Consider the following 16,910-nt stretch of genomic DNA (forward strand, 5'->3'; position numbering starts at 1 on the left):
CACGGGGTCTGCGTGAGGTTAGTGTGCCCAGCGAGAGCTAACCGGAACGATAAATTCCGGTGATCGTCAGTTCCGACGGTAACGCGTGAAGAGGAACCCGGCGTCCTCCAGGACCGAGGTGGGCGTGAACCGCTGCGGTACGCCCACGGCGGGGCCTCCCGCGATGCGCTGCGCGTCGCCGGCCGTGAGCATCGGGGACACCGTCAGGCACAGCTCGTCCAGGACGCCCGCCGCCACGAACTGGCCGAGGAGGCGGGGCCCGCCCTCGGTGAGGAGGCGCAGATGGCCCCGGTCGGCCAGGACCCCGACCGCCCGGTCCGGCTCGACGCCCGGCCCGTCGCCCGCGACCAGCACCTCCGCGCCGGCCCGCTCCGCCTCGCGGACCCGGTCGGGGTCGGCGGCCGCGCCGGTCAAGATCAGGGTCGGCACGAGCGGCGAGGTGAACAGCGGCAGGGAGAAGTCGAGGTCGAGACTGGCCGTGACGACGGCGATCGCGGGCGCGGGCCCCTGCCCGGCCGCCTTGCGGCGCTCGGCGAACTCCGACCGCGCCTTCGCCGGCCGGTACCCCTCGAGGCGTACCGTTTCCGCACCCACCACGACGACGTCCGCGAGCGCCCTCAGGGTGCCGAAGATACGCATGTCCGTGTCGGAGGAGAGCGGGTGCGAGCGGCCGTCGTGCTGGCCGGCCCCGTCGAGCGAGGACACCATGTTGGCCCGCAGCCAGGGGCCGTCGGTGTCGGGGTACGCGTACGCCTCGGCCAGTTCGTCGAGCGACCACCGCCCGCTCTCGCCGGGTTCCGCGCCCTCGACGTGCGGTGTCTGGTCGGTCACAGGGAACAGTTGTCGCATGCCGTGCAGTCTGACACGACCCTTACAGTGGGGAACTGTGTCGACCAGCCCCATAACCCAAGCGGCCCCGGTGTCGCTCTGCGCCCGCGCGCCGCACGTTCCCGCCGACCGTCTGGTCGCCGAGATGGTGCCGCCGCCGCGGTTCGATTCGGTCCGTTTCGAGACGTATGTGCCGGATCCGAACCAGCCGAGCCAGACCGAGGCGGTCACCGTCCTGTCCTCCTTCGCTGCGGGGCTCGGCGGGGCGCACGCCTCCGGCGCCAAGCGCCGGTGGTTCGGGAGGAAGCCGGCCGCCGCGACCGGACCGCGCGGGGTGTACCTGGACGGCGGGTACGGCGTCGGCAAGACGCACCTGCTCGCCTCGCTGTGGCACGCCACCCCGGCCGAGCCCGCGCTCAAGGCGTTCGGCACCTTCGTGGAGCTGACGAATCTGGTCGGCGCGCTCGGTTTCCAGCAGACGGTGCGCACGCTCAGCGGGCACCGGCTGCTGTGCATCGACGAGTTCGAGCTCGACGACCCGGGCGACACCGTGCTCGTCTCCTCGCTGCTCAGCAAGCTCGTCGAGCAGGGGGTCGCGCTTGCGGCCACCTCCAACACGCTGCCCGGCAAGCTCGGCGAGGGCCGGTTCGCGGCCGCCGACTTCCTGCGCGAGATCCAGGGCCTGTCCGCGCACTTCCGGCCGCTGCGGATCGACGGCGAGGACTACCGCCACCGGGGCCTGCCCGAGGCTCCCGCCCCGTTCTCCACCGAGCAGGTCACCAAGGCCGCGTACGCCACCGAGGGCGCCGCGCTCGACGACTTCCCGCAGCTGCTCGACCACCTCTCGCGCGTCCACCCCAGCCGGTACGGGGCGCTGACCGACGGGGTGCGCGCGGTGTGCCTGACCGATGTGCGTCCGGTGCCCGACCAGTCGACCGCGCTGCGGCTCGTGGTGCTGGCCGACCGGCTCTACGACCGCGAGGTGCCGGTGCTCGCCTCCGGTGTCCCCTTCGACCAGCTGTTCAGTGACGAGATGCTGAACGGCGGATACCGCAAGAAGTACTTCCGGGCGATCTCCCGCCTGACCGCGCTCGCCCGCGACGCGAAGGGCCTTGTGGGGCAGTAGCTTTGGGGCCGAGGGGGCCCATGTCGCATCCGTCCACCGCCCCCTCGGCCACAGAAGGGAAACATCATGGCGACCACGCGCACGGCGCACACGGTCTGGGAAGGCGAGCTCCTCAAGGGCTCCGGCACCGTCAGCTTCGACTCATCGGGCATCGGCTCGCAGCCGGTCTCCTGGCCGTCCCGCGCCGAGCAGGCCAATGGCAGGACGAGCCCCGAGGAGCTGATCGCGGCGGCCCACTCCAGCTGCTTCTCGATGGCCCTCTCGCACGGTCTGACCGGCGCGGGCACCCCGCCCACCCGTCTTGAGACGAAGGCCGACGTGAGCTTCCAGCCCGGCGAGGGCATCACCGGCATCCACCTCACCGTGCGCGGCGAGGTCCCCGGCCTCGACGAGGACGGCTTCCGGGCGGCCGCCGAGGACGCCAAGAAGAACTGCCCGGTCAGCCAGGCCCTCTCGGGCACCACGATCACGCTGAGCGCCGAACTCGCCTGAGCCACCCCGGCGTGACCGCGCCGCGTTCCCCCCTGTGCGGTACGAGGGGGAACGCGCCGCCCGGATCAGGATGCCTGGCTCGTGCCCGCGAGGCCCGAGATGTCGAGGGACTGGGCGGCTGAGGGGGTCGCGGCCGGCACCGGCTTGTCGAAGCCGTCGAACCGCAGGGTCGCCTCCGGGTTCTTGGCGCCCCGCTGGGCGATGCTGATCCGCACGGGGTAGGGCTTGCCGGTCGCGGCCACGTCGAGCGTGACGGTGCGGCCCTGCTGGGTGCCGGTGACGGGGATGACCTCGGTGCCGTCCACCTTGGCCGGCTTCCCCTTGGCGAGTCCCGTGGCCGGCTGCTGGGTGGCGCCGCTGATGGACTGCCGGAAGGTGTCGAGGTCGCACACGTCGGTGGTCTCGCGCAGGACCGGGTCGTCGGTGGTGCCCTTGAGGTAGCGGTTGCCGACGAGTGAGGCCAGGGCGGCGCCGCGGCCGGGCACCTGGCTCTTCCAGAACGCCGCGTCCGGTTTCAGCCAGACGTCATGGCCCCGCTTCACGATCTGGACCGAGCCGCGCGGGCCGAGGTCCACCGAACCCCGGCAGTTGCCCGCCCGGTCCAGGGTGAGATCGAACGAGGTCGGGGCGTTCGAGGCGGTCGGGGCGCCGCCCTGGGAGCCGCCGAACGCGCCCGTGGCCCGCATGTGCAGCGAGGTGGCGCCGAGCAGGGCGTCGCGCGAGCGCTGGGAAATCTGCTGGGCGGTGAGCGAGCCGGTGTCGTCGGCGCGCGCGGTGGCCGCGCCGGCGAGGGTGGCCACGACGGCGGCCGCGCAGACCGTCGCGCACGCCGCGGTACGGGATCCGGACACATCGCCTCCCTGGGGGCGTGAACGCGCCCCGCCCGCGCGAGGGGGTGTTCGGGCGCGCGTTCCGTTATGGAACGAGCCTAGTCCGCGCGGGTGGATCGAGCGCGTCGTCGCGTGGCTGCGGGGGTTGGGGCAGGGCTCAGGGTCCGGCGCGGGGATGGGGGCCGGGGCGCGCCCGCCCCGGGACCCGGCGCGGGGACTGCCCGCCGTCCCCAGCGTGGGGGGCGAGCCCGGGACCGTACCTGTGCGGCATTGGCCGGAATCTCCGGCATGGCGCGGGCGACGTCAACAAATAGCGCTATACGACCGGATACGTTCCGAATGTGACTATTCCTGTGCGAAAACTGCTCGCGGTTGCCCTGCTCGGCGCGTCGCTCGCGGGGTGCGGGACCGACCCCGCCTCGGTCCCGCCCAGGAGCGCGAATACGGCGCCCCCGGGCGCGGCCGCGCCGGCGGTGGGCGTCCCGACCATGGCCCCCGGCCCCGGCGGCCTCACCCCGGTCTTCGAACGGCGCCCCGAGGGCCCGGGGGGCGAGAAGGTCGTCGCGCTCACCTTCGACGCCGACATGACCGCCGACCAGGGCCCGCGCGCGGCCGCGGGCGAGCACTTCGACAACCCCGCGCTCATCGCCGACCTGCGGCGCCTGAAGGTGCCGGCCACGGTGTTCATGACCGGGCGCTGGGCCCAGGAGTACCCGGCCGAGGCGCGCGCGATCGGGGCGGACCCGAACTTCGAGGTCGGCAACCACTCCTACAGCCACTACGCGTTCAAATCCGACTGCTACGGGCTGCCCGTGGTCGACAAGGGCCGGATGCGCGAGGACGTGGAGAAGGCGACGGCCCAGTTCAAGAAGGCCGGAGTCCGCAATACCGTGCCGTACTTCCGCTTCCCCGGCGGCTGCTACAACGACGAGGTGCTGCGCACGCTGGCCCCGCTGCGGATGACCGCCGTCCAGTGGGACGTGGTGAGCGGGGACGCCTTCGCCAAGGACGCCGACGCGGTGGCCGACCAGGTTCTCGCGGGAGTCAAGCCCGGGTCGCTCGTGGTCATGCACTGCACGCGCAGCGCGGCCCCGGTCACCGACACGGCGCTCCAGCGCATCGTGCCCGAACTGCGCAAGCGCGGCTACCGCTTCGTGAAGGTCTCCGACCTGATCCGGGGCGCCGTCCACCGCTGAGGCGGGCCACCGCCCGGATCGCTCAGCGGCGCCGCGAGCCGAGCGCGCACACCCCGGCCGCCACCGCCCCCGCGAGCACGAGCGCGGCGGTGAACGGCAGCAGCGCCGGGTGCACGGCGCCGGTCCGCGCGCCGGTGACCAGGCCCGACACCGCGTACTTGGCGGGCGACGGCGTGAGGACCAGGGCGAGCAGCGCGGCCGGCGCGGTGACCGCGAGCGACCAGCCCCGCCCGCGCACCACCGGCCGGCTGCCGAGCGCGCCGACCGCGGCGCCGGTCAGCACACAGGCCGCGGCCGCGAGCAGCCCCGCCACGAGCGCGGAACCCAGCGGCACCGCTGTCGCGTGATCCCCCGTGGCGAAATCGCAGACGGCGGCCACGTACGCCGTGCCCGCCAGGCCGAGCAGCGCGGCCGACGCCGTCGCGGAGAGCAGCGAGGCCAGGTGGACGCGGCCGGGGCCGGCGGCAGCGGCGGCCAAGGCCCGGGCGGCCTCGGGTTCCTGGGTGACGCAGACGCGGACGAGCCACGCCGCCACCGGGAGCAGCCCGGCGTCGGCGTACCCCATCGAGTCGAGGACCGGATCGCCGGCCCGGACGCCGACACCGAGGAAGGCCGCGTACAGGACGACGGGGGCGAGCCAGCGCTGGGAGCGCATGAGCAGCGCGCTCTGGTAGCGGACGAGCGGGACCAGCGGGTTCACGTGCGGCGCACTCCTTGGATGTGCCAGGGCGGACGCGCGGCGAGCAGGGCGCGCAGTACGTCGTCGGAGCGGTCGGCCGGCACGCGCAGGGTGCTCGCGCCGTCACCCGACCTCAACTCCTGCGCCGCGTACGGGAGTTGTGGCAGCGGCCCGGTTCCGACGATGTCGATCAGGACGGAGGCCGCCGGAGCGCGGGGGCCGGTGCGGGCCACGGGGACGGGGCGCAGGCTGGCGCCTTCGAGCGCGTACCGCGCGTCCTCGCGGTCCGCGAGCCGCCTCGGGTCGTGGTCGACGAGGACGACCGTCGCGCCCGCCGCCACGCGCTCGCGCACCGCGCGCTCCAGCTCGGCGCGGGCGCCGGTGTCAAGGCCCGTCCACGCCTCGTCCAGGACGAGGAGAGCGGGCTCGGCGAGCAGCGCCTGGGCCACGGCGACCTTCTGGCTCGTGCCCTTGGACAGCTGCGCCAGCGGGGTCGTGGCGTACGGTGCGGCGCCGAACCGTTCGAGCCAGCGGCCGGCCCGTTCCTTCGCCGTGCGGCGGTCGAGGCCGTGGACGCGGCCGAGGTGGGCGAGGTAGCCGGCGGCCGTGAAGGGCAGGGCGCCGGGGAAGCGTTCGGGGACGTAGGCGGTGCGCGGGCGGCCGGTGACGCGGCCCTCGGTCGGTGCGTCGATGCCCGCGACGAGCCTCAACAGGGTTGATTTTCCGGTGCCGTTGGCGCCTTCGATCCGGACCAGGGCGCCCTCGGGCAGATCGAGGTCCACGCCGCGCAGGACCCAGGGGCCGCCGAGGGAGTACCGGCGGCCCACGTCCCGCAGCGCGCGTGTGGTGTTCAGTGCTGCTGCGCCTTCTGCGGCGTCGCCTCGCTCGGCCGGACGATGACGTAGCCCTCGCCCTGGAGCATCAGCTGGACTGCCTCGCCGGAACCGCCGCGCAGCATCGAGCCGATGGACTGCGAACGGTGCAGGGAGGTCTGGAGGTTCGCGGTCCAGCCGACCACCGCGTCGGTGTCGACGTAGACCGGCATCTGCGGGGAGACCGGGATGACCAGCGGGTTGCCCTCACACATCAGGCCGAGGCGGCCCTGGCCGGTGAAGACGCTGTTGAAGAGGCCTCCGCCGGCGATGCCCGAGCCCTTGACCGTCTTGATCTCGTAGCCGAGCGAGGAGTCGAAGCACAGGACGTTGCGGCCGTTGATCGTCAGCGCGTCACCCGGCTCGATGTCGACGATGAAGCAGTTCTGCGCCTCGTGCGCGAACCAGGCCTCGCCCTGGCCGCTGACCGCCATCAGAGGCAGACCCTCGCCGGTCACGGCCCGCTTGAGCATGCCGCCTATGCCCTGGCCGCGCCGCTCGAATTGCAGATTGCCCCGGTAGGCGATCATCGCGCCCTGGCGCGCCAGCATCTCGCCGTTGACGGCGTACTTGATCGATTTGGCGTTCTCCAGGGTCATACCGGCGGCGCTGGCGGGCTGCGCCATGTTCTCCATGGCAAAAAGGTCGCTCTTCATGGGCGCATCCTGTCCCGGAACGATTCATTCCGCCAAGAATCACCGGTTCGGCGGCTGGCAGACTGGTGGCGTGAGCATCCAGAACACCCAGAACACGCCTTCCGAGGGCCCCTTTCAGGACCTGTCCCCGCGCGACGAGGCGCCGCAGTTCGTGCTGCCGCTCGTCGTCCGCATCGAGAAGGCCGAGCCCCCGGCGCGCACCGACGCGCTGGAGACGGCGGCCCGCGCGGTGCTCATGATGCTCGCCGACGAGCGGTCGCTCGGCGAGGGGCCCGACGAGGGCGAGTGGGCACGGGTCATGCGGGATTGGCAGGACGCGCGGATCCGCAAGGTGGTGCGCCGGGCCCGGGGCGCCGAGTGGCGCAAGGCCTCGGCGCTGCCGGGGATCGCGGTGACGGGCAAGGCGGCGGAGGTACGCGTCTTCCCGCCGGTGCCGCTGGACGGCTGGCCCAAGGAGCTGGTCAAACTCCAGGTGTCGGGTACCGACCTGGACGACCCGGCCCCGCCGGATGTGCCCGGTCCGCTCACGCCCGTGCTCTGGCTCAACCCCGAACTCGGCATGTCGGCGGGCAAGGCGATGGCGCAGGCGGGGCACGGGGCGCAGTTGGCGTGGTGGGAGCTCAGCGAGGGCGAGCGGGCGGCCTGGCGTGACGCGGGCTTCGCACTCGCGGTGCGCGTCGCCGATGCGGAGGTCTGGTCCGCGCTGGTCGGCAGCGGGTTGCCGGTGGTCCGGGACGCGGGCTTCACGGAGATCGCGCCGGGTTCCTGCACGGTGGTATCCGACCACCCAGCCCTACGCACCCGCCTCCCCCGCCCCTGACCCCCGGCCCCGGCTGCGCTGACCGCCCGGTAGGGACCGGTGGACTTCTCCGTGCGGGCCGTGCGTGGTTGCTCGCGCAGTTCCCCGCGCCCCTGGCAGGGCTCGTGCTGGCCCACATGGGCGTACCCAGCCCGTCATGGGGGGTCCCAGGGGTCCCGGCTGCCGACCGCAGGTGGCTGGGCGCGCAGTTCCCCGCGCCCCTGAGCATCCTGTGCTGGCCCGCATGGGCATAGTCAGCCCGTCCGGCGTTTGAGGACGAGCGCCCTCTAGGCGCGAACGGGGTCTGGGGCGGAGCCCCAGGGAGCTCGACTGCGGACCGTGGGCGCTCCTCGCGCAGTTCCCCGCGCCCCTGGCAGGGCTCGTGCTGGCCCACATGGGCGTACCCAGCCCGTCATGGGGGTCCCAGGGGTCCCGGCTGCCGACCGCAGGTGGCTGGGCGCGCAGTTCCCCGCGCCCCTGAGCATCCTGTGCTGGCCCACATGGGCATAGTCAGCCCGTCCGGCGTTTGAGGACGAGCGCCCTTTAGGCGCGAACGGGGTCTGGGGCGGAGCCCCAGGGAGCTCGACTGCGGACCGTGGGCGCTCCTCGCGCAGTTCCCCGCGCCCCTGACCACTCGGCCCTGGCCCGCATGGACATACCCAGCCCGTCCGGCGATTGAGGACGAGGCCGTTCAGGCCGAACGGGGTCTGGGGCGGAGCCCCAGGGACCCCGGCTGCGGGCCGTGGGCGCTCCTCGCGCAGTTCCCGCGCCCCTGGCGGGGCTGACGCCGGCCCGCGCTGGCGACCTCGGTCCCTTTGGGTGAACGCCGGGGGCCTCGCGTGCGTATGTCGGGGGGACCCAGCCGACCACCCCGGGAGGCACCTTGTCGCGTGCAACCACCCGCCCCCGTCGCTTCGCCCTGCGCCGCCTCAACGGCACAGGCCTCCTCATCGCGGTACTCGTCACCACCATCGCCGCACTCGCCTTCCCCGTCTGGTCCTACGCCGACCGCTCCGGAACCCCGCAGGCCGACCTCAACTCCGCCTCCACGCCCACCGCCTGGGGCCCGCTGTCCGCGATGGACCGGGACTTCCTGAACAAGGTGCGCCTGGCCGGGCTGTGGGAGGGCCCGGCCGGGCAGCAGGCGCAGCAGCGCGCGCCGAGCACCGCGATCAAGGCGGCCGGCGACCACCTGGTGATGGGCCACGCCGCACTCGACCAGCACGCCCGAGACGTCGCGTCCAAACTCGGCATCGTGCTGCCGACCCAGCCCACCGCCCAGCAGCAGGGCTGGCTGCGGGAGTTGACGGCGGCCTCGGGGCGTGACTACGAGGTCAAGTTCGCCAACCTGATCCGGGCCTCGCACGGCAAGGTGTTCGCCCTGGTCGCCCTCGTCCGGGCCAACACCCGCAACTCGCTCATCCGCGACCTGGCCACCGACGCCAACAACACCGTGCTCGATCACATGACGATGCTGGAGGCGACGGGCCTGGTGGACTTCGACGCGCTGGCCACCTCCCCCTGAGCCGGGCCGGCGCCAACCTCAAATCGAGCTCTGAACGTGCCCGCCCAGGGTTCACCGCCCCGCCCCTGGGCCATGACCTGTCCATGAAGCACTTGGGCATCGGCATCGGCTGGCGGCCCGACATCGCCGAGGCGGTGGAGGGCCTGGCCGGCATCGAGTGGGTCGAGGCGGTCGCGGAGAACATCTGCCCCGGTCACCTTCCCGACTCGCTGGTACGGCTGCGCGAGCGCGGCGTCACCGTCGTGCCGCACGGGGTCTCCCTCGGCCTCGGCGGCGCCGACCGGCCCGACCCTCGGCGCCTGGCCGAGCTCGCGGCCCGGGCCGACGCGCTCGGCGCCCCGCTCGTGACCGAGCACATCGCGTTCGTACGCGCGGGCGGCGAGCTGACCGCGTCGCCGCGCCTGGAGGCGGGCCACCTCCTTCCGGTTCCACGCACCCGGGACGCCCTGCGCGTGCTGTGCGAGAACGTCCGCGTCGCACAGGACTCGCTGCCCGTGCCGCTGGCCCTGGAGAACATAGCCGCGCTCATCGGCTGGCCGGACGAGGAGTTGACGGAGGGTCAGTTCCTGGCCGAGCTCGTCGAACGTACGGGGGTCGGCCTCCTCATCGACGTGGCCAACCTCCACACCAACCACGTCAACCGGGGCGAGGACCCCGTGAAGACCCTGGACGCGCTGCCCCTGGAGGCGATCGCGTACGTGCATGTCGCGGGCGGCGTCGAGCGGGACGGGGTGTGGCACGACACGCACGCCCACCCCGTGACCCGGCCGGTCCTGGACGTCCTGGCCGAACTCGCCGCGCGCGTCGCGCCGCCCGGCGTACTCCTGGAGCGGGACGAGGCGTTCCCGCCCGCCGATGAGCTGGCGGGCGAACTCGGCTCGATCCGGGCCACGTTGAAGGCGGCCACGGCGGCGACCCCAGCCCCGGGCGGGCCGGCCCGGTGGAGCCCTCTGCCGGACCACCCGGACACCCCGGGCACCTCGGGCGCCCCGGGCACCCCGGACCCGTCACAGACCGACCGTGCGCGCGAGCGCGTCGCCCTCGCCGAAACCGCCCTGCTCTCCTCACTCACCGCCGGCACCCCCGCGCCCGCCGGGTTCGACGGACGGCGCCTGCGGGTGCAGGCCCGCGCGCTCGTGGCCAAGCGCGCCGACGTGGTGGCCAAAGTAGCGCCCGAGCTCGCGGAACTCATCGGTGACGACTACCGGGAAGCGTTCTCCTCGTACGCCGCCTCCCGTCCGATGCGGGCCGGGTACCGCCAGGACGCCCTGGACTTCGCCCGGTTCCTGCTGGACACGGCGCCGCCCGCCGATCCGGGCTCGCGCCGGGCACTGGAGCGCTGGTACAAGGACCGGGCCGGGGCGCGACCGCCGGGCCGTACGGCGCGCCTGCTGCGCACGTTGACCCGGGCCGCCTGAAAGCGCCGAGCCGGGATGGGCGCGGGTGCCAACTCCCGTACCCACTCCCCGTAACGAAGCGATAACCGGACGTCCAGATTGTGGACAACCCGTGGCGGCCGGACGGCGACTTCGCATAGAACTCGGCCATGTTCTGGGTCCTCTTCCTTCTGCCGGCGATCGTCGCGGCCGGGTTGTCCTGTGGCCGGCTCTGCCTCGCCGCCGTGGCCGCCGCGCGCCCGCAGCCGCGCCCGGAGCAGGACCAGGGCCTGTCCTGCTACGAGGCGGCGTTCCTGGCGGGCGGTCCCTACCGGGTCGCCGATCTCACCCTCGTCTCCATGCACCGCGCCCGCAGACTGCTGCTCGCGCACACCGGCTGGGCCACCGTCGTCGATCCCGAGGGCCGCGACGACCTGGAGCGCTCCGTGCTGACCGCGATCGGGCCCGGCGGCCAGGAGCGGATCGCGGCCATCCGGTCGGGCACGGCGGCGGCCGACGCGGTGCGCGCGCTCGCCGACCGGCTGGCCGGCGCGGGCCTCGCCGTACCCGACGCCGTGCGGTCGGGGGTCAGCTCCTCGGTGCGGGCGGTGCGCGGCGCGGCGTTGCTCATCGCGGCGCTGGCCCTGGCCGCGCTGCTCACGCCGGGTGAAGGGGACACCGGGCGGGCCGAGATCGCCGCGTGGTTCGCGCTCCCCCTGGTCCTCACGCTGGGCTGTCTGGCCATCGCCCGCCTGGAGGTCCACCCCTACACCCGCTGGGCATCGCCCGACGGCCAGCGGCTGCTCGGCGGTCTCGACCCGGCGGGTGATCCCCTCACCGCGCTCGCCGTGCGCGGCCTGAGGGCGGTGGACGATCCCCAGCTGCGCAGCGCCCTGTCGAGCGGCCGCTTCACGCATCGGAGTCAATGACCGCGTCCGGCGCGGCCCTGCTGCTTTACTTCCACTCGTCCGCAGTATCCCCTTTTGATCTGTATGTACGTCCGTAGTACGGCAGCACGAAAGGGATGTACCGGCGATGAGAGCTGTAGCGCTGTACGGAACCCTGGGTTCCCTCGTCCTTTCCGCCCTCATCGCCGCCCCCGCGGGCAGCGCCGGCCCGGCGACCGCCGAGGCGCGGGGCGTCGAGGCGGCGGCTCAGCGCGCGGCCGCCGCCCCGGTCTCCTTCGGCCGCTGCCCCGAGGCGGAGTCGCTGCCCCCGAGCATCCAGTGCGCCACCGTCGACGTCCCGCTCGACTACGCGCGTCCGACGGGCCCTCAGATCGCCCTGACGGTCAGCAGGTCCAAGGCCACAGGCAAACCCGCCGAGCGCCAGGGCGCGCTCGTCTACAACCCGGGCGGACCCGGCGCGTCCAGCATGTTCTTCCCCATGGTGGCGGGCATGCCCGAGTGGAAGCGGCTCGCCGGCGCGTACGACCTCGTCGGCTACTCCCCGCGCGGCGTGGCCCGTTCGGCGCCCCTGTCCTGCCAGGACCCGGCCGAGTTCGCCAAGGCCCCCACCCAGTCGCCCCCCGACCCCTCCGCGTCGTTCAAGCGGGAACGGATCGCGCAGGCCAAGGCGTACGCCGAGGGCTGTGCGCGCAACGCCAAGGACGCGCTGCGCTTCTACACCAGCATCAACAACGCCCGTGACCTGGACGTGCTGCGGGCCGCGCTCGGCGAGCGGAAACTGACGTTCATGGGCGCCTCGTACGGCACCTACTTCGGGGCGGTGTACGCGACGCTCTTCCCCTCCCACATCCGCCGGATGGTCTTCGACTCTGCGGTCGATCCCGACCCGGACCAGATCTGGTACCGCAGCAACCTCGAACAGTCGCTGGCCTTCGAGCGGCGCTGGGAGGACTTCCGCGTCTGGGTCGCCAAACACGACGACGTCTACCACCTGGGCACGAGCGCCGACGACGTCCTGGAGAGCTACGAGAAGGTGCGGGACCGGGTGACCCGGGAACCGGCGGGCGGCACGGTGGGGCCCGCCCAGTTGCAGGCCTCGTTCCTCAAGGCCGGTTACTACGACGACTACTGGGCGAGCCGGGCCACCGCCCTGTCGCAGTACCTCAAGGGCAATCCGAAGCCGCTGGTCCAACAGGCCTCGCCACGGCCTCAGTCGGCGCGCGATGACGAGAACGGCAACGCCGTCTACACGGCCGTGGAGTGCAACGACGCGGCGTGGCCGAGGGACTTCGCGACCTGGGACCGCGACAACACCGCGCTCGCGAGGGTCGCGCCGTTCGAGACGTGGGACAACGTGTGGATGAACCTGCCGTGCGCCTACTGGCCGGTCCCCCAGCAGCGGCCGGTGGACGTGCGGGCCGCGAAGGGGGCGCTGCCGCCGACGCTGATCCTGGCGGCCGAGCGGGACGCGGCGACGCCGTACCCGGGGGCCCTGGAGCTCCAGCGGCGGCTGCCCGGCTCGGTGCTCATCACGGAGAAGAAGGCCGGCACGCACGGTCTGGCGGGTGGCGCGAACGCCTGCGTGAACGGCTACCTGGAGGACTACTTGCTGAACGGTCGGACGCCGGTGCGGCGCGCTGCGTGCGCGCCGCACCCGGAGCCGAACCCGGTGTCGCTGGACGAGCGGGCGGCCGGCAGGCCGCGGCATGTGCCGTACGCTCTCTGATCTTCCGGGTCAGGGGTGAGAGGGGGTCCGCTCGTGTGGCGCGGGCCCCCTCTCACCTGGTCTTGCTAGGCGAGGCCCGCGACGAGGTCGGCGACGCTCTTGCGGCGTCCCGTGTAGAACGGGACTTCCTCGCGGACGTGCATACGGGCCTCGGAGGCACGCAGGTGACGCATCAGGTCGACGATGCGGTGCAGCTCGTCGGCCTCGAAGGCGAGCAGCCACTCGTAGTCGCCGAGCGAGAACGAGGCGACCGTGTTGGCCCGCACATCGGGGTAGCCACGGGCCATCTTGCCGTGGTCGGCGAGCATGCGGCGGCGGTCCTCGTCCGGCAGCAGGTACCAGTCGTAGGAGCGCACGAACGGGTACACCGAGACGTAGTCGCGGGCGTGCTCGTCGGCGAGGAACGCCGGGATGTGCGCCTTGTTGAACTCCGCGGGCCGGTGCAGCGCCATGTTCGACCACACCGGTTCGAGCGCGCGGCCCAGCTTGGTGCGGCGGAACAGGTTGTAGGCGCCCTGGAGCTCGTCGGAGGTCTCCGCGTGCCACCAGATCATGATGTCGGCGTCCGCGCGCAGACCCGACAGGTCGTAGGTGCCTCGGACGGTGACGTCCTTGGCGGCGAGCTGGTCGAACAGCTCCTGGACCTCGTCGGCGTAGCCGGCGCGGTCTTCGGGCAGGACGTCGCGCAGCTTGAAGACAGACCACAGGGTGTAGCGGATGACCTCGTTGAGGTCCTTCGCCTTCTTCCCCGCGTTGGGAATCTTTTCCGGAGCAGCACTCATGTGGCTATTGTCCCGCGTCCCACTGGGTGTTCCGCGCCGGGGTCGACGTGGCGATGATCTCGTCCGCCGCGCGCCGGGCGCTCGCGACGCACGCGGGAATGCCCACGCCGTCGTAGACGGCGCCGCACACCCGCAGTCCTGGCAGCTCGGCGACGGCCGCGCGGATGCGCGCGACCTTGGCCAGATGGCCCACCGGGTACTGCGGAAGGCCGCCGATCCAGCGGTTGACGGTGGTGGCGACGGGCTTCGCGGCGAGGCCCACGGCGTCGCCGAGGTCACCGAGCGAGACGTCCACGAGGTCGGCGTCGTCCCAGTCCAGGTGGCGTTCGTCGCCGTAGCGTCCGATCGAGGTCCGCAGCACGAACAGGTCCTGGCCGCGCTCCTTGACCCAACTCCACTTGTGCGTGGAGAAGGTGGAGGCCTTGATGGTGCGCCCGTCCACCGGCGGCACGAGGAACCCGGAGCGCTCTTCGAGGCCCGCGAGGTCCGCGCGCCGGAAGGCGAGGGTGACCAGGGCCATCGAGGCGTACTCGACCTCGGCGAGTTCGGCGGCCGCGGCCCGCGACGCGTCGGCGAGCAGGGTCGCGGCGGACCAGGCGGGGATGGAGAGGATCACGCCGTCGGCGTCGATGAGCCCGCTGTCGGTACGGACGCGCCAGCCGTCGGCGGTCCTGGTCAGGCCGAGCACCGGGGTCTCGGTGCGGATCTCGCCGCCCTGGGCGCGTACGGCGTCGGCGACCGCGAGCGGCAGGGTGCCCATGCCGCCGTCCAGGCCCGCGAAGACCGGGCCGCCGCGCTGCTGGGCGGCGGCCTTCGCCTGGATGTCCCGCACGCCGTCGAGGAGCGAGCCGTGGGTGCGGGCCGCCTCGAAGAGCTGGGGCACGGCGGCCCGCATCGAGATCCGGTAGGCGTCGCCCGCGTACACACCACCGAGCAGCGGCTCCACCAGCCGGTCGACGACCTCGCGGCCGACCCGCCGGGCGACGAACTCGCCGACGCCGATGTCCTCGCCGACCTCGGTGGCCGGCAGGTCGCGGTCGCGCGCCACGCGGGCCAGGCCCTCGGCGGACAGGACGTCGTGCAGGGTGTCGGGCCGCGCGGGTACGCCCATGACATGTCCTTTGGGCATCGGCCGCAGGGCACCCCGGGTCCACAGGGCGGCGTTCGCCGCGGCGGGTGCCTGGATCCGGTCGCCGAGCCCGACCGCGCGGGCGAGCTCCAGGCCCTCGGGGCGCCGGGCCAGCATCGACTCGGCCCCCAGGTCGACGGGCGCGCCCTCGATCTCACCGGACAGCAACTTGCCGCCGAGCACCGCGCTGCCTTCGAGCACGGTCACCCGGACGCCGGCGGCGAGCAGCCGGTGGGCGGCGGCGAGGCCGGAGATGCCGCCGCCGACGACGACGACGTGCGGGGTGCGGTCGGGGGCGTTGTCCATGCCTCCACTGTCTCATTCTGGCGCCCACCGGCCGGAACGAGCCCCGGCGCGTGCCCGAGCGTCGATCAACTCACCTGTTTCTGAGGCCAGTTGGGCACGGCCGTCGGCCAACACCCGACCGGCTCCCGAGCGGCCGGGAATGCCTCGCCCCCGCGATACGTATCGTGATCAGGACAAGCGGACCCTCACGAGCGGAGGCAGCACCCATGGCGGCGGAGCGACTGGTGGTCATCGGCGGTGACGCGGCGGGCATGTCCGCGGCCTCGCAGGCCCGCAGGCTGAGGACATCCGACGAACTGGAGATCGTCGCCTTCGAGCGCTCGGGCTTCACGTCGTACTCCGCGTGCGGGATCCCGTACTGGGTGAGGGGCGCGGTGCCGCGCCACGAGGACCTGATCGCCCGCACGCCGAAGGAGCACCGCGAGCGCGGGATCGATCTGCGGATGGGCACGGAGGTGACCGAGCTCGACGTGGACGGGCGCCGGGTCAGGGCCCGCGATCTCGCCTCGGGCGCCGAGGAGTGGACCGCGTACGACAAGCTCGTCATCGCGACCGGCGCGCGTCCGCTCCGGCCGGACCTGCCCGGCATCGACGCTCCCGGCGTGCACGGGGCGCAGACCATCGACGACGGGCGGGCGCTCCTGGAGAGCCTGGCGGCGGCGGGCGGGGAGCGGCGCGCGGTGGTGGTGGGCGGCGGCTACATCGGCGTGGAGATGGCCGAGGCGCTGCTCGGGCGCGGTTTCGAGGTCACGCTCGTGACGCGCGGGGAGCAGCCCATGAACTCGCTCGACCCGGACCTGGGGCGTCTGGTGACCGAGGCGATGGAGCGCTCCGGGATCCGGGTGGTGACGGGCGCCGAGGTCACCGAGGTGCTGACCCATGAGTCGGGCCGGGTGCGCGCGGTGGCGACGGCGTCGGCCACCTACCCGGCGGACGTGGTGGTGCTCGGCCTGGGTGTCGCTCCGCGTACGGAACTCGCGCGCGCGGCCGGTCTGCCGCTCGGCCCTTCGGGCGCCCTGCGCACCGACGCCGCGATGCGGGTGCGCGGGCACGAGAACATCTGGGCGGGCGGCGACTGCGTGGAAGTGCTCGACCTGGTCTCGGGCCGCCACCGTCACATCGCGCTCGGCACGCACGCCAACAAGCAGGGCCAGGTCATCGGCTCCAACGTGGGCGGCGGCTACGGCACGTTCCCGGGCGTGGTGGGCACGGCCGTCACCAAGGTCTGCGACACGGAGATCGCCCGCACCGGGCTCACCGAGGCCCAGGCCCGCGAGGAGGGACTGCGGTTCGTCACGGCGAGCATCGAGTCCACCAATGTCGCGGGCTACTACCCGGGCGCGACCTTGATGACGGTGAAGATGCTGGCCGAGCTGCGCACCGGACGGCTGCTCGGCACGCAGATCGTGGGCGGCGCCGGGGCGGCGAAGCGGATCGACATCGCGGCCGTCGCCCTGACCGCCCGCATGACGGTGGAGCAGATGACCGCGCTCGACCTCGGGTACGCCCCGCCGTTCTCCTCGGTGTGGGACCCGGTCCTGGTGGCGGCGCGCAAGGCGGTGTCGGCCGTGCGCGCCACCGGGTAGCGCCTAGGGGGTGTCTGGTGGACCATGGCCGGGGGCGCGGCGTCTGGCACGGCACCTCGCGGCGTTGCCGAATCGCCCCGATAGCTCCGCTATC

Annotated in this window: 16 protein-coding genes; 9 read left to right on the plus strand and 7 right to left on the minus strand. The window is 73.3% G+C overall.

The window, feature by feature from the left end; genetic code table 11:
- Window positions 1-66: 66 nt before the first annotated feature.
- Entirely contained in the window at window positions 67-849 is a 783-nt protein-coding gene (locus ACFYM2_RS34455; protein WP_388460446.1) for a pyrimidine reductase family protein, read from the minus strand.
- Here ACFYM2_RS34455 and zapE point away from each other — a divergent pair.
- Together zapE and ACFYM2_RS34465 are read left to right on the plus strand one after the other, a co-directional pair.
- On the plus strand, window positions 848-1,954 hold the full coding sequence (gene zapE, locus ACFYM2_RS34460; RefSeq protein WP_359008673.1) for a cell division protein ZapE: 1,107 nt from the start codon (window positions 848-850) through the stop codon (window positions 1,952-1,954). The genes ACFYM2_RS34455 and zapE overlap by 2 nt on opposite strands.
- A gap of 66 nt (window positions 1,955-2,020) precedes the next feature.
- The gene (locus ACFYM2_RS34465) at window positions 2,021-2,446 is read left to right on the plus strand and encodes an OsmC family protein (RefSeq protein WP_359008671.1); all 426 of its coding nucleotides are present in this window, start codon (window positions 2,021-2,023) and stop codon (window positions 2,444-2,446) included.
- 65 nt (window positions 2,447-2,511) lie between these two features.
- On the opposite strand, the gene ACFYM2_RS34470 is transcribed toward ACFYM2_RS34465, so the two are convergent.
- Window positions 2,512-3,297 carry a hypothetical protein gene (locus tag ACFYM2_RS34470; RefSeq protein ID WP_359008669.1) on the minus strand — a complete coding sequence of 262 codons (786 nt, stop codon included), beginning with the start codon at window positions 3,295-3,297 and terminating at the stop codon, window positions 2,512-2,514.
- Window positions 3,298-3,617: 320 nt separating this feature from the next.
- Between ACFYM2_RS34470 and ACFYM2_RS34475 the strand changes: the two genes are divergently transcribed.
- Entirely contained in the window at window positions 3,618-4,472 is an 855-nt protein-coding gene (locus tag ACFYM2_RS34475) for a polysaccharide deacetylase family protein (protein WP_359008667.1), read from the plus strand.
- A 22-nt stretch (window positions 4,473-4,494) separates the two neighbouring features.
- Here the strand turns inward: ACFYM2_RS34475 and ACFYM2_RS34480 are convergent, their stop codons facing one another.
- From ACFYM2_RS34480 to ACFYM2_RS34490, 3 genes are read right to left on the minus strand one after another with little or no spacing between them, the layout of a single operon-like run.
- Complete coding sequence (locus ACFYM2_RS34480; protein ID WP_388841811.1) at window positions 4,495-5,163, minus strand: ABC transporter; 669 nt, start codon at window positions 5,161-5,163, stop codon at window positions 4,495-4,497.
- A 5-nt stretch (window positions 5,164-5,168) separates the two neighbouring features.
- A complete protein-coding gene (locus ACFYM2_RS34485) occupies window positions 5,169-6,005 on the minus strand; it encodes an ATP-binding cassette domain-containing protein (protein WP_388841814.1) in 837 nt (278 codons plus the stop codon).
- A complete protein-coding gene (locus ACFYM2_RS34490) occupies window positions 6,002-6,679 on the minus strand; it encodes an AIM24 family protein (protein ID WP_350233260.1) in 678 nt (225 codons plus the stop codon). The genes ACFYM2_RS34485 and ACFYM2_RS34490 overlap by 4 nt, the downstream gene beginning before the upstream one ends.
- A 70-nt stretch (window positions 6,680-6,749) precedes the next feature.
- On the opposite strand from ACFYM2_RS34490, the gene ACFYM2_RS34495 reads away from it, so the two are divergent.
- The 5 genes from ACFYM2_RS34495 to ACFYM2_RS34515 all read left to right on the plus strand — a co-directional run bounded on the left by ACFYM2_RS34495 (window position 6,750) and on the right by ACFYM2_RS34515 (window position 13,013).
- The gene (locus tag ACFYM2_RS34495; RefSeq protein ID WP_388841796.1) at window positions 6,750-7,499 is read left to right on the plus strand and encodes an aminoacyl-tRNA hydrolase; all 750 of its coding nucleotides are present in this window, start codon (window positions 6,750-6,752) and stop codon (window positions 7,497-7,499) included.
- An 898-nt stretch (window positions 7,500-8,397) separates the two neighbouring features.
- On the plus strand, window positions 8,398-9,003 hold the full coding sequence (locus tag ACFYM2_RS34500) for a DUF4142 domain-containing protein (protein ID WP_388460463.1): 606 nt from the start codon (window positions 8,398-8,400) through the stop codon (window positions 9,001-9,003).
- Between the two features lie 83 nt (window positions 9,004-9,086).
- Window positions 9,087-10,421: a DUF692 domain-containing protein gene (locus tag ACFYM2_RS34505; protein WP_359009012.1), complete on the plus strand. Its 1,335-nt coding sequence runs from the start codon at window positions 9,087-9,089 to the stop codon at window positions 10,419-10,421.
- Window positions 10,422-10,549: 128 nt separating this feature from the next.
- Window positions 10,550-11,308: a TIGR04222 domain-containing membrane protein gene (locus ACFYM2_RS34510; protein ID WP_388841799.1), complete on the plus strand. Its 759-nt coding sequence runs from the start codon at window positions 10,550-10,552 to the stop codon at window positions 11,306-11,308.
- A gap of 106 nt (window positions 11,309-11,414) precedes the next feature.
- Complete coding sequence (locus tag ACFYM2_RS34515; RefSeq protein ID WP_388841802.1) at window positions 11,415-13,013, plus strand: alpha/beta hydrolase; 1,599 nt, start codon at window positions 11,415-11,417, stop codon at window positions 13,011-13,013.
- 65 nt (window positions 13,014-13,078) lie between these two features.
- Here the strand turns inward: ACFYM2_RS34515 and hemQ are convergent, their stop codons facing one another.
- Together hemQ and hemG are read right to left on the minus strand one after the other, a co-directional pair.
- The gene (gene hemQ, locus ACFYM2_RS34520) at window positions 13,079-13,795 is read right to left on the minus strand and encodes a hydrogen peroxide-dependent heme synthase (protein ID WP_350233251.1); all 717 of its coding nucleotides are present in this window, start codon (window positions 13,793-13,795) and stop codon (window positions 13,079-13,081) included.
- A 4-nt stretch (window positions 13,796-13,799) separates the two neighbouring features.
- On the minus strand, window positions 13,800-15,230 hold the full coding sequence (hemG, locus tag ACFYM2_RS34525; RefSeq protein ID WP_388841805.1) for a protoporphyrinogen oxidase: 1,431 nt from the start codon (window positions 15,228-15,230) through the stop codon (window positions 13,800-13,802).
- A gap of 206 nt (window positions 15,231-15,436) precedes the next feature.
- On the opposite strand from hemG, the gene ACFYM2_RS34530 reads away from it, so the two are divergent.
- Window positions 15,437-16,816 carry an FAD-dependent oxidoreductase gene (locus ACFYM2_RS34530; protein ID WP_388841808.1) on the plus strand — a complete coding sequence of 460 codons (1,380 nt, stop codon included), beginning with the start codon at window positions 15,437-15,439 and terminating at the stop codon, window positions 16,814-16,816.
- Window positions 16,817-16,910: the final 94 nt, after the last annotated feature.

The organism is Streptomyces sp. NPDC006711 (assembly GCF_042869775.1).
GTDB lineage: Bacteria > Actinomycetota > Actinomycetes > Streptomycetales > Streptomycetaceae > Streptomyces.